This window comes from Microbacterium sp. LWO13-1.2, from assembly GCF_038397725.1.
Classification (GTDB): domain Bacteria; phylum Actinomycetota; class Actinomycetes; order Actinomycetales; family Microbacteriaceae; genus Microbacterium.
The window spans coordinates 2,273,919-2,286,403 of sequence record NZ_CP151634.1 but is presented as its reverse complement, the minus strand read 5'-3'; the positions used below and the strand labels follow the sequence as shown (position 1 = coordinate 2,286,403).

Below are 12,485 nucleotides of genomic sequence, written 5' to 3'. Positions count from 1 at the left end.
CGACCGGCTCCGCCCTCAGAGTAGAACACCTTCCGGGTTTAAAGGTAGACGAATCCACCATTGGATGCCACAATCGGGCGCTAGGTGCAGTCGGCGCCTGACTGCATGCGAATGGAGACCGGATGTCTGAGCAGAAAACTGGGTCGCGCAAGGTCGGTGGGGCGACCTATACCCGCGCCGGCAGCGATTACTTCGAGAAGCGGACGCTGAAGCGATCCGCAGGAGTGTGGGGGCTGTGGGGTCTCGCGGTCGCCGCAGTCATTTCCGGAGACTTCTCCGGATGGAACTTCGGCATCGACTTCGCCGGCTTCGGCGGAATGCTCATCGCCTTCGCGATCCTGGTGCTCATGTACTACGGCATGATCTTCTCGATCGGAGAGATGGCCGCCGCGATGCCGCACACCGGCGGCGCCTATTCGTTCGCGCGCTCGGCCATGGGCCCGTGGGGCGGCCTCGTCACCGGCGCCGCCGAGACGATCGAATACGTCGCCACGACGGCGGTGATCGTCTACTTCTCCGCCTCCTACGCCAACGGCATCACCAGCGAACTGTTCGACTTCACCTTGCCGGGATGGGCGTGGTACATCATCCTCTACGTCGTCTTCATCGCCCTGAACTCGGCCGGAGCCGCGATCTCGTTCCGCTTCGCGATCATCGTCTCCATCATCTCGATCGGCATCATCCTCGTCTTCTCGGTGATGGCCGCCTTCTCCGGCGCCTTCTCCTGGGATTCGCTCTGGAACATCGCGCCCGATCCCGGACAGACGGCGTTCCTCCCGCACGGCGTACTCCCGATCCTGTTCGCGCTCCCGTTCGCGATGTGGTTCTTCCTCGGAATCGAGGAGCTGCCCCTCGCCGCCGAAGAGTCGCACAACCCCACCCGCGACATTCCCAAGGCCGGGTTCTGGGCCCGCGGCACGCTCATCGTGACCGGCCTCCTCGTCCTGTTCCTGAACACCGGCATCCTCGGTGCCGAGGCGACCAGCGTGGCCGGCGAACCTCTCCTCGACGGCTTCCGCGCGATCGTCGGCGATCAGATGGCCGCCGTCCTCGCCCTGTTCGCCCTGATCGGTCTGCTCGCCTCGCTCCAGGGGATCATGTTCGCCTACGGCCGCAACATGTACTCGCTGTCCCGGGCCGGCTACTACCCTCGGTTCCTCTCGCTCACCGGTAAGCGCCAGACACCGTGGGTCGCTCTGGTCGTCGGCGCGGCGATCGGGTTCGTCGCCCTGATCGTGCTGGATGTCCTCGCCGCCGTCGACGCCGAAGGCGCCGGATCCGTGGCAGGTGCGATCGTTCTGAACATCGCGGTGTGGGGAGCGGTGCTCGCCTATGCGCTTCAGCTGGTGTCGTTCATGGTGCTGCGCAAGAAGTACCCGAACGCCGACCGCCCGTATCGCAGCCCCTGGGGCATCCCCGGAGCCGTCATCGCCCTGGTGATCGCCGCGCTCATCTTCGTCGGCTTCCTGCTGAACCCGACGTTCGGGCCCGCGATCATCGCCATCGCGATCGTCTACGTCATCATCCTGGTCGGGTTCGGACTGTTCTTCCGTCACCGTCTGGTGCTCTCCCCCGAGGAGGAGTACGCCCTCTCCGGTGGAACGCACGGCGACCCGCAGGCCGAGGGCTACGACGCGATGGAGGGCGAGGTCTTCGGTACGAAGTAGGCCGACCGTCTTCGATTCGAAGTGGGCCCCACGCGGGGGCGCGGCCTACTTCGAATCGAAGTCGAACGCCTTCAACAACTCGAGCACCGCCTTGTCGCGCTCCTCGCCGCCATGCTCGAACATGTGCGTGACATGGGTGCGGAGGTGGTTCTCCAGGAGCAGACGGTTCAACGATTCCAGAGACCGCTGGATCGCACGCGACTGCGTGATGATGTCCATGCAGTACTCCTCGTTCTCGATCATCCGCGCGACTCCGCGCATCTGGCCCTCGAGAATGCTGGTGCGGTGCAATGCACGCTTCTTGATGTCTTCGATCACGGTTCGAGGTTAGTCGCCATGAAAGGATGACGTCATGCCGCGAACCCCGATGACGCAGCTCTCCCCCGCCGACCAGGTGCGCCTCCGCGCCCTGCGCCGCATGAAAGCGGTCGCGCTCGGCGCGCTCGTGTTCATGGCGGTCGTCTTCGTCGTGGCGTTCTGGCTGCAAGAGCGACAGCCGTGGCTGAGTTACGTGCGCGCTGCTGCCGAGGGCGGCATGGTCGGCGCGCTCGCGGACTGGTTCGCCGTCACCGCCCTGTTCCGCAGGCCGCTGGGCCTGCCGATCCCCCACACCGCGATCATTCCGAGTCGCAAGGATGAGATCGGCCGCAGCCTCGGGGAGTTCGTCGAGACGAACTTCCTCGAAGCATCCGTCGTACGCACGAAGCTCTCCAGCACCGCCATCGCGCTGCGCGCCGGCGAATGGCTCCGCCAAGCACCCCACGCCGAACGTGTGGCCACCGAGGGCGCAGCCGTCGCCACCGCGGTACTGAACGCGCTCAGCGACGACGACGTCCGCGATCTGATCACCGACCTCGCCCGCGAGCACCTGGTCTCCCCGGAATGGGGGCCGCCGGCCGGGGTCTGGCTCGGCAAGATCGTCGAGGCCGATGCGCACCACGGCGCCGTCGACCTCGCGGTGGACAGTATCGCGACCTGGCTCGACGCCAATGCCGTGGCCTTCCACGGCCTCATCTCCCGGCGCCTCCCCTCGTGGGTCCCCAAGCTCGCACACCGCTTCGTCGACGAAACTGCCTACAACGAAGCGCTGCGCTTCGTGCATGCGGTGCAGGCCGACCGCCAGCATCCGGCCCGTCTCGCCGTCGACGGGTACCTCACCCGCCTCGCCTACAACCTGCAGCATGACCCCGTGACCCGGGCGAAGCTCGAGAACGCCAAGTCCACGTTGTTCGACAGCCCTCGGGTCGGCGCTCTGGCCGCCGAAGCATGGAACACCGCGAAGGCCGGGCTGCTCACTGCTCTCGCCGATCCCGAGAGCGGGTTGCGACGCCGCGCAACGCAGGCGCTGCAGGAGATCGGCGCACGCCTCACGACGGATGACGGGCTGCAGCGCCGTGTCGACACCTGGGTCGCCGATGCGGCCGTGTTCCTCGTCGACCGGTACCGGCACGACATCGCCTCGATCATCACCGACACCGTGGAACGCTGGGATCCGGCCGAGACGACGGAGAAGATCGAGCTCATGGTCGGCCGTGACCTGCAGTACATCCGGCTCAACGGCACCTTCGTCGGCGCCCTCGCCGGCCTCGCCATCTTCGCGATCGCCCACGCACTGATCCCCGGCGTCTGACGTGACCCCGCCGGTGAACCCCCTCGACAACGCGTCGCCGCTCCTCGCGACGGCCCTCGTCGCGAGGTTCCTCATCGAACTCGCCCTTCTCGCAGGCGCAGCTGTCGCAGCGTGGCGACTGCTTCCCGGTCCGTGGGGATGGGTCGCGGCCGTCGTGGCCCCGGTCTCCGTCGCCGTCGTCTGGGGCCTCTTGCTCTCGCCGCGGGCGCGGTTCGTCCTTCCGGAGCCGATGAAGCTCGCACTCGAGACCGTGCTCTTCGTCGGCGTCGCCCTGGCGCTGTCCCTGACGGGACTCGGTGTCCCGGCGATCATCGGTTTCGTGGTCTGGGCCGTCGACCGCATCGCCATCGCCGTACTCGCACCGCGCAGAGGGGCGCAACGCGTCACCTAGCGGATCGCGACGCCGTCCTTCCACACGTGGGACACGAGCGGCACGCCGGGCCGGTAGGCGAGGTGGATGCGCGTCGGCGCGTCCAGCAGTACCAGATCGGCGCGCGCACCAGGGACGATGACGCCGATGTCGTCGCGTCGCAGGGCCCGTGCTCCACCGGCCGTCGCGGCCCATACGGCTTCGGCGGGCGTCATGCCCATGTCGCGCACCGCGACGGCGATGCAGAACGGCATCGACGAGGTGAAGCTCGATCCCGGATTCGTGTCGCAGGCCAGCGCGACCGTCACGCCGGCGTCGATGAGGCGACGGGCATCGGGATACGGCTGGCGGGTCGAGAATTCGACACCGGGCAGCAGCGTGAGCACGGTGTCGGACGCGGCGAGAGCCGCCACATCGGTGTCCGTCAGGTACGTGCCGTGATCGATGGATGCGGCGCCCAGATCGACGGCGAGCTGCACGCCCTCCCCCGGGCCCAGCTGGCTCGCATGCACGCGCGGCGCCAGTCCGCGAGCGATGCCCGCCTCCAGCACCCGGCGCGACTGCTCGACGGTGAAAGCCCCGGTCTCGCAGAAGACGTCGATCCACTTCGCATGCGGAGCGCAGGCATCCAGCATCCGCCCCGTCACGAGATCGACGTACTCGTCCGCACGATCGGCATACTCAGCCGGAACCACATGCGCGCCGAGGAATGTCACCTCGGGCGTCACCTCGGCGGCGAGGCGCACCAGCCGCTCCTCCGTCTCGACGTCCAGCCCGTAGCCGCTCTTGATCTCCACCGTCGTGGTGCCCTGGGCGAGCATCTCGTCGAGGAAGCCGCGCAACCGCCCGCGCAGTTCCTCCTCCGAGGCGGCACGCGTCGCCGCGACGGTCGAGCGGATGCCGCCGGCAGCATACTTCTGCCCCGCCATCCGCGACTCGAACTCGACAGCGCGGTCCCCGGCGAAGACGAGGTGGCTGTGACTGTCGACGAAGCCCGGGATCATCGCCCGCCCGTCGGCGTCGACGATCTCTGCGGCCGCCGGCGCCTGGGCGGCTGGGCCTACCCAGGCGATCCGCCCGTCCTCGATGAGCACCGCCGCGTCACGCAGCGTGCCGCAGAGGTCGCCGTCGGCTGCGACGTTGGTCGTCAGCTCCCCGATGTTCGTGATCAGCGTGCTCATCACAACATCGGCACCTTGAGGCCGCGCTCGCGGGCGACGTCCTTGGCGTGCTCGTAGCCGGCATCGACGTGACGCATGACCCCGGTACCCGGATCGTTCGTGAGCACCCGCTCGAGCTTCTCCGCGGCAAGCGCGGAGCCGTCGGCGACCGATACCTGACCGGCGTGGATGCTGCGGCCGATGCCCACACCTCCGCCGTGGTGCAGGGACACCCAGGAAGCTCCGGAGGCGGTGTTCAACAGCGCGTTCAGCAGCGGCCAGTCGGCGATCGCGTCGGAGCCGTCCTTCATGGACTCGGTCTCGCGGTACGGCGAGGCGACGGATCCGGAGTCGAGGTGGTCACGGCCGATCACGATCGGCGCCTTCAGTTCACCGGATGCCACCATCTCGTTGAACTTGAGGCCGGCGAGGTGCCGTTCCTTGTAGCCGAGCCAGCAGATGCGGGCGGGCAGGCCCTCGAAGTGCACCTTCTCGCCTGCCTTCTCCAGCCACCGATGCAGCGCCTTGTCTTCGGGGAACAGTTCGGCGATCGCGCGATCGGTCTTGTAGATGTCTTCCGGGTCGCCGGAGAGCGCCGCCCACCGGAACGGCCCACGGCCCTCCTCGAACTGCGGCCGGATGTAGGCCGGCACGAACCCGGGGAACTCGAAGGCGCGGTCGAAGCCGCCCAGAACCGCTTCGGCGCGGATCGAGTTGCCGTAGTCGAAGACAGCAGCACCGGCATCCTTGAAGGCCACCATCGCGGCGACCTGCGCGGCCATGGACTCCCGCGAACGGCGGGTGAACTCCTCGGCGTCGCGCTCGGCCTCGGCCTTCCAGTCGGCGACCGAGATCCCGACGGGCAGGTACGCGAGCGGGTCGTGCGCGCTGGTCTGATCGGTCACGATGTCGATCGGCACACCGCGGCGGAGCAGTTCGGGGAACAGCTCTGCCGCGTTGCCGACGACACCCACCGAGAGCGCTTCGCCCGCGTCCTTGGCGGCGACGACGCGGGCCACCGCGGCGTCGAGGTCGGTGGTGTACTCGTCGAGGTAGCCGTGCTCGACGCGGCGCGAGAGACGCGACTCGTCGACGTCGACGATCAGCACGACGCCGTCGTTCAACGTCACAGCCAGCGGCTGGGCGCCGCCCATGCCACCGGCTCCACCGGTGAGGGTGAGCGTGCCCGTGAGGGAGTCACGCCCGAGCGAACGGGCGACGGCCGCGAAGGTCTCGTAGGTACCCTGCAGGATGCCCTGGGTGCCGATGTAGATCCATGATCCGGCGGTCATCTGCCCGTACATGATCAGACCCAGCTCTTCGAGCTTGCGGAACTCAGGCCAGGTCGCCCAGTCGCCGACGAGGTTGGAATTGGCGATGAGGACGCGCGGTGCCCACTCATGCGTACGGAAGACACCGACGGGTTTGCCGGACTGCACGAGCAGCGTCTCGTCGGGTTCCAGCTCGTCGAGGGTACGGATGATCGCGTCGTACGCCTCCCAGCTGCGCGCGGCCTTCCCCGTGCCGCCGTAGACCACGAGGTCCTCGGGGTGCTCGGCGACCTCGGCATCGAGGTTGTTCATCAGCATGCGCTTGGCAGCCTCTGCGCCCCAGCTCTTCGCGGTGCGCACGTTGCCGCGCGCTGCGCGGATGTTGCGTGGTTCAGACATTCACGTACTCCTTTGCGGTGCGGGCGACAGCGCCCGACTGGACGAGTTCGGTGACGGCTTCCATCTCCGGGGACAGGAAGCGATCGGGGCCAGGACCGGCGGCGACGGTGCGGACGAGGTCGCGGACCGCGCCGGTGGCCGGCCCTGCCTCGAGCGGTGCGCGCAGGTCGAGTGCGCGGGCCGCAGTGAGGATCTCGATGGCGAGCACCCGGCCGAGACCGTCGATCGCGCGACGGAGCTTGCGAGCCGCTGCCCACCCCATCGACACGTGGTCCTCCTGCATCGCGGACGAGGGAATCGAGTCGACGGATGCCGGAACGGCGAGGCGCTTCAGCTCCGAGACGATGCCGGCCGCGGCGTACTGAGCGATCATGAGACCGGAGTCGACACCCACCTCGTCGGCGAGGAACGGCGGAAGTCCGTGGCTGCGCGCGGGGTCGAGCGCACGGTCGGTACGTCGCTCGGAGACCGAGGCGACATCGGCGACCGAGATGGCCAGGAAGTCGAGGACGGCGGCGACCGGTGCGCCATGGAAGTTCCCGTTCGACTCGATCCGTCCGTCCACGGTGATCACCGGGTTGTCGATGACGCTGGCGAGTTCGCGGCCGGCGATCATCGCGGCGTAGCCCATGGTGTCGCGGGCGGTGCCGTGCACCTGCGGCGAGCAGCGCAGCGAGTACGCATCCTGAACACGTCCGTCATCCGGGCCCTTGTGGCTGGCGACCATGGGCGAATTCGAGAGGAACGCGCGCAGGTTCGCGGCCGACGTCGACTGCCCTTCCTGTGGACGCAGAGCCATCAGGTCGGCGGCGAACACCGCATCGGTGCCGAGCTGCGATTCGACCGACATCGCGGCGGCGATATCGGCCGTGACGAGCAGCGCCTCCAGGTCGTGCAGCGCGAGCACGAGCATTCCGAGCATGCCGTCGGTGCCGTTGATGAGCGCGAGCCCCTCCTTCTCGACCAGCGTGACCGGCTCGATGCCGGCGGCGGTCAGTGCCTCGGATGCCGGACGCAGTGCACCGGCGGCGTCCCTGACCTCACCCTCCCCCATCGCGGCGAGGGCGATGTGCGCGAGAGGCGCGAGGTCACCGGAGCACCCGAGTGAACCGTACTCACGCACCACCGGGGTCACTCCGGCGTTGAGCATCGCGGCGTAGGTCTCCACGACGATCGGACGCACACCGGTGCGCCCTGAGGCAAGAGTCTGCAGGCGGAGCAGTTGCAGCCCGCGGATGACCTCGCGCTCGACTTCGGCACCCGTGCCGGCGGCGTGCGACCGGATCAGGCTGGCCTGCAGCTGCAGCCGGCGATCGGGGGCGATGAACGTGGTCGCCAGCGCGCCGAAGCCGGTGGAGACGCCGTAGTGCGGGTGCGGATCAGCGGCAAGGCCGTCGATGACGTTGCGCGTGTGCGCGACGCGGTCGAGCGCCTCGGCGGCAATGACCACGGGTGCGCCGTCGCGGGCCACCGCGACGACATCGGCGGGGGCCAGCGGCTGGTGGCCGACGAGAACGGAAGGCAGATCACTCATGCTTCGATTCCACACCCGACAGCTCGACGCCGACAGCGGTTCATGACATCCTGTGTCTGTGATCCCAGACAAAGCCGAGACCGCTCAGGTCCCCGCGGCCGACGGCACGCTTCGCATTCTCCGATACCTGGCCGGCCGCCCCGCACCGGTGGCCGCATCGGCGATCGCCCGTGAGCTCGGACTGCCCCGCTCGACCGTCTACCACCTGCTGTCGACACTGTCGGCGCACGGGTTCGTGCTGCACCTGAGCGAGGAGCGTCGATGGGGCCTCGGTACCTCAGCGTTCGAACTCGCCAGCGGATACGCACGCCAGCAACCACTGGCGCGACTCGGCCGCACGCTGGTCGGGGCCCTCTCGGATCGACTCGGAGAAAGCGCACACCTCGCCGTCATGAGCGGCGGTGACGTGCTGTACATCGTCGAGGAACGCGCGCCCCGACGACCGGCGCTGGTGACGGAGGTGGGCGTCCGTCTGCCGGCGCACCTCACGGCCAGCGGACGGGCGATGCTCGCCGTGCTTCCGAGGGAGCAGGTCAGAGCGCTCTATCCGAATGCCTCTGCGTTTCCGGATCGTACTGGCCGTGGACCTCGCACACCGGGTGAGTTGCGTGAGCTGCTCCGTGAAGTGCGAGCCCGTGGCTTCGCCGTCGAGGACAGCGAAGTCGCCGACGGACTTCGATCGGTCGGTGCCGCCGTGCGCGACCACTCCGGCTGGCCGGTGGCCGCGGTGGCCGTCACCTGGGGCGGAGACGACGTAGACGAACAGCAGCTGGCTGAGTCCGTCAAAGAGACGGCCGCGCTTCTGGAATCCCGGTTGAAGCGGTGACGGGCGTGCTGCGACGTTAACGCAGGAGAGCCACCCTCTCGGGTCGCTCTCCTGGTTGTGTTGTTAACGCGAAATGGCCACCCAACGATGGGTGGCCATTTGCTTAAAAGAAGTCCGGCGGTGTCCTACTCTCCCACAGGGTCCCCCCTGCAGTACCATCGGCGCTGTGAGGCTTAGCTTCCGGGTTCGGAATGTAACCGGGCGTTTCCCTCACGCTATGGCCGCCGAAACACTATTGATGTTTCAATCAAAACACATAACAAAGTCATTGTTATGTGGTTCTCGACCGTACATCGAGAACCACTCAGTGGACGCGTAGCACCAACAAACGGGTGTGTTATCAAGTCATCGGCTTATTAGTACCAGTCAGCTGCACACGTTACCGTGCTTCCACATCTGGCCTATCAACCCAGTAGTCTGGCTGGGAGCCTCTCACCCGAAGGTATGGAAATCTCATCTTGAGGCCGGCTTCCCGCTTAGATGCTTTCAGCGGTTATCCATCCCGAACGTAGCTAATCAGCGGTGCTCCTGGCGGAACAACTGACACACCAGAGGTTCGTCCAACCCGGTCCTCTCGTACTAGGGTCAGATCCTCTCAAATTTCCTACGCGCGCAGCGGATAGGGACCGAACTGTCTCACGACGTTCTAAACCCAGCTCGCGTACCGCTTTAATGGGCGAACAGCCCAACCCTTGGGACCTACTCCAGCCCCAGGATGCGACGAGCCGACATCGAGGTGCCAAACCATGCCGTCGATATGGACTCTTGGGCAAGATCAGCCTGTTATCCCCGAGGTACCTTTTATCCGTTGAGCGACAGCGCTTCCACAAGCCACTGCCGGATCACTAGTCCCGACTTTCGTCCCTGCTCGACCTGTCAGTCTCACAGTCAAGCTCCCTTGTGCACTTACACTCGACACCTGATTACCAACCAGGTTGAGGGAACCTTTGGGCGCCTCCGTTACTTTTTGGGAGGCAACCGCCCCAGTTAAACTACCCACCAGGCACTGTCCCTGAACCGGATTACGGTTCGAAGTTAGATATCCAGAGTGACCAGAGTGGTATTTCAACAATGACTCCACATGAACTAGCGTCCACGCTTCAAAGTCTCCCACCTATCCTACACAAGCCACACCGAACACCAATACCAAGCTGTAGTAAAGGTCACGGGGTCTTTCCGTCCTGCTGCGCGTAACGAGCATCTTTACTCGTAATGCAATTTCGCCGAGTTCGCGGTTGAGACAGTTGGGAAGTCGTTACGCCATTCGTGCAGGTCGGAACTTACCCGACAAGGAATTTCGCTACCTTAGGATGGTTATAGTTACCACCGCCGTTTACTGGGGCTTAAATTCTCAGCTTCGCCTTGCGGCTAACCGGTCCTCTTAACCTTCCAGCACCGGGCAGGCGTCAGTCCGTATACATCGTCTTGCGACTTAGCACGGACCTGTGTTTTTAGTAAACAGTCGCTACCCACTAGTCTCTGCGGCCTCCAAACGCTTTTGGGAGTAAATCCCTATACGCCGAAGGCCCCCCTTCTCCCGAAGTTACGGGGGCATTTTGCCGAGTTCCTTAACCACGATTCTCTCGATCTCCTTGGTATTCTCTACCTGACCACCTGAGTCGGTTTGGGGTACGGGCGGCTTGAACCTCGCGTCGATGCTTTTCTTGGCAGCATAGGATCATCCACTTTTTATCCGCATCGTGTCTCAGCCTATGTGAGTCGCGGATTTGCCTACGACTCGGCCTACGCACTTGCACCAGGACTACCATCGCCCGGCTGGACTACCTTCCTGCGTCACACCTGTTAATACGCTAACCGCACCAGAATGGGGTCGTGCGCTAGGCCCAGAGCGTCACCCCGAAGGGATCAGTCACTGGGATTCAGACACTTAGCACTACTGGATTAGCTTGGGCGGTTCTTCGCCGGTACGGGAATATCAACCCGTTGTCCATCGACTACGCCTGTCGGCCTCGCCTTAGGTCCCGACTTACCCAGGGAAGATTAGCTTGACCCTGGAACCCTTGGTCTTTCGGAGGACGTGTTTCTCACACGTCATTCGCTACTCATGCCTGCATTCTCACTCGTGTAGCCTCCACGGCTGGTTCACACCGCCGCTTCGCTGGCCACACGACGCTCTCCTACCCATCAACACGGCTGGACCACGAAGGCCTACCAATAATGTCAATGCCACAACTTCGGTGGCGTGCTTGAGCCCCGTTACATTGTCGGCGCGGAATCACTTGACCAGTGAGCTATTACGCACTCTTTCAAGGGTGGCTGCTTCTAAGCCAACCTCCTGGTTGTCACAGCAACTCCACATCCTTTCCCACTTAGCACGCGCTTTGGGACCTTAGTTGGTGGTCTGGGTTGTTTCCCTCTCGACTATGAAGCTTATCCCCCACAGTCTCACTGCTGCGCTCTCACTTACCGGCATTCGGAGTTTGGCTGACGTCAGTAACCTTGTAGGGCCCATCGGCCATCCAGTAGCTCTACCTCCGGCAAGAAACACGCAACGCTGCACCTAAATGCATTTCGGAGAGAACCAGCTATCACGAAGTTTGATTGGCCTTTCACCCCTATCCACAGCTCATCCCCTCAGTTTTCAACCTAAGTGGGTTCGGTCCTCCACGACGTCTTACCGTCGCTTCAACCTGGCCATGGATAGATCACTTCGCTTCGGGTCTAGGACATGCGACTGAATCGCCCTATTCAGACTCGCTTTCGCTACGGCTACCCCACACGGGTTAACCTCGCCACATATCGCTAACTCGCAGGCTCATTCTTCAAAAGGCACGCTGTCACCCCTACTAAGGAGGCTCCAACGGTTTGTAAGCAAACGGTTTCAGGTACTATTTCACTCCCCTCCCGGGGTACTTTTCACCTTTCCCTCACGGTACTTGTCCGCTATCGGTCATCTGGGAGTATTTAGGCTTATCAGGTGGTCCTGACAGATTCACACGGGATTTCTCGGGCCCCGTGCTACTTGGGATACTCTTCGCGCCAAGAGAGGCATTTCGACTACGGGGTTGGCACCCTCTATGACCGGCCTTTCAAGACCGTTCGTCTATACCTTCTTGTAACGCCGCCATCTCGGCAGAAATGACTGAAAAGTCCCACAACCCCCAACGTGCAACACCTGCCGGCTATCACACACGCTAGGTTTAGCCTGTTCCGGTTTCGCTCGCCACTACTAACGGAATCGCGGTTGCTTTCTCTTCCTGTGGGTACTGAGATGTTTCACTTCCCCACGTTCCCTCTACCCGCCCTATATATTCAGGCGGGAGTCACTAGGTCGGCACGCCGCCCAGCGGGGTTTCCCCATTCGGACACCCTCGGATCAAAACTTGCTTATCAGTTCCCCGAGGCTTATCGCAGATTGCTACGTCCTTCTTCGGCTCCAGATGCCAAGGCATCCACCGTTTGCTCTTAAAGACTTGAAATCACATGAGTTTGAATCAAAAACTCGACCCAGTCACTAAAACTGGATCTGAAATTGACTAATGATCTTTAAGATCATCTTGTGCAACACACTCAAAGAGTGCATTGCAAGATGCTCGCGTCCACTGTGTAGTTCTCAAAGTACGGGCGGTGCCCCAATCCACAACCCCACAAAACCGGGGGAAACAGA

The 12,485-nt window shown here is 64.2% G+C and carries 8 protein-coding genes and 2 rRNA genes; 4 read left to right on the top strand and 6 right to left on the bottom strand.

Annotated elements, in window-relative coordinates; genetic code table 11:
- Positions 1-122: 122 nt before the first annotated feature.
- Entirely contained in the window at positions 123-1,667 is a 1,545-nt protein-coding gene (locus MRBLWO13_RS10800) for an amino acid permease (RefSeq protein ID WP_341973983.1), read from the top strand.
- A 45-nt stretch (positions 1,668-1,712) separates the two neighbouring features.
- Here the strand turns inward: MRBLWO13_RS10800 and MRBLWO13_RS10795 are convergent, their stop codons facing one another.
- Positions 1,713-1,985: a metal-sensitive transcriptional regulator gene (locus MRBLWO13_RS10795; protein WP_102191548.1), complete on the bottom strand. Its 273-nt coding sequence runs from the start codon at positions 1,983-1,985 to the stop codon at positions 1,713-1,715.
- Between the two features lie 34 nt (positions 1,986-2,019).
- On the opposite strand from MRBLWO13_RS10795, the gene MRBLWO13_RS10790 reads away from it, so the two are divergent.
- Positions 2,020-3,297, top strand: coding sequence for a DUF445 domain-containing protein (locus MRBLWO13_RS10790; RefSeq protein ID WP_341973979.1), 1,278 nt, complete (start codon positions 2,020-2,022; stop codon positions 3,295-3,297).
- 1 nt (position 3,298) lies between these two features.
- Positions 3,299-3,688 (top strand): YrdB family protein, encoded by a 390-nt coding sequence (locus MRBLWO13_RS10785; RefSeq protein ID WP_341973978.1) that lies wholly within the window; start codon positions 3,299-3,301, stop codon positions 3,686-3,688.
- On the opposite strand, the gene hutI is transcribed toward MRBLWO13_RS10785, so the two are convergent.
- Genes hutI through hutH form a run of 3 tightly spaced genes read right to left on the bottom strand, consistent with a single transcriptional unit; the run spans position 3,685 to position 8,031 of the window.
- On the bottom strand, positions 3,685-4,848 hold the full coding sequence (gene hutI, locus MRBLWO13_RS10780) for an imidazolonepropionase (RefSeq protein WP_341973977.1): 1,164 nt from the start codon (positions 4,846-4,848) through the stop codon (positions 3,685-3,687). The two genes, MRBLWO13_RS10785 and hutI, sit on opposite strands and share 4 nt — an antisense overlap.
- Positions 4,848-6,497, bottom strand: coding sequence for a urocanate hydratase (gene hutU, locus MRBLWO13_RS10775; protein WP_341973976.1), 1,650 nt, complete (start codon positions 6,495-6,497; stop codon positions 4,848-4,850). The genes hutI and hutU overlap by 1 nt, the downstream gene beginning before the upstream one ends.
- Entirely contained in the window at positions 6,490-8,031 is a 1,542-nt protein-coding gene (gene hutH / locus MRBLWO13_RS10770) for a histidine ammonia-lyase (RefSeq protein ID WP_341973975.1), read from the bottom strand. Before hutH ends, hutU begins: the two co-directional genes overlap by 8 nt.
- Positions 8,032-8,089: 58 nt before the next feature.
- On the opposite strand from hutH, the gene MRBLWO13_RS10765 reads away from it, so the two are divergent.
- Positions 8,090-8,857 carry an IclR family transcriptional regulator gene (locus tag MRBLWO13_RS10765; protein WP_341973973.1) on the top strand — a complete coding sequence of 256 codons (768 nt, stop codon included), beginning with the start codon at positions 8,090-8,092 and terminating at the stop codon, positions 8,855-8,857.
- Between the two features lie 112 nt (positions 8,858-8,969).
- Here the strand turns inward: MRBLWO13_RS10765 and rrf are convergent.
- Both rrf and MRBLWO13_RS10755 read right to left on the bottom strand, forming a co-directional pair.
- Positions 8,970-9,086 (bottom strand): 5S ribosomal RNA (gene rrf / locus MRBLWO13_RS10760).
- 107 nt (positions 9,087-9,193) lie between these two features.
- Positions 9,194-12,297: ribosomal RNA gene (locus MRBLWO13_RS10755) — 23S ribosomal RNA — on the bottom strand.
- Between the last annotated feature and the right edge of the window lie 188 nt (positions 12,298-12,485).

What these genes read in the sequence shown, in the direction of transcription:
- MRBLWO13_RS10800 (WP_341973983.1), top strand. Translation starts at nt 123, where the DNA reads ATGTCTGAGCAGAAAACTGGGTCGCGCAAGGTCGGTGGGGCGACCTAT.
- MRBLWO13_RS10790 (WP_341973979.1), top strand. Translation starts at nt 2,020, where the DNA reads ATGCCGCGAACCCCGATGACGCAGCTCTCCCCCGCCGACCAGGTGCGC.
- hutU (WP_341973976.1), bottom strand. Translation starts at nt 6,497, where the DNA reads ATGTCTGAACCACGCAACATCCGCGCAGCGCGCGGCAACGTGCGCACC.
- hutI (WP_341973977.1), bottom strand. Translation starts at nt 4,848, where the DNA reads ATGAGCACGCTGATCACGAACATCGGGGAGCTGACGACCAACGTCGCA.
- hutH (WP_341973975.1), bottom strand. Translation starts at nt 8,031, where the DNA reads ATGAGTGATCTGCCTTCCGTTCTCGTCGGCCACCAGCCGCTGGCCCCC.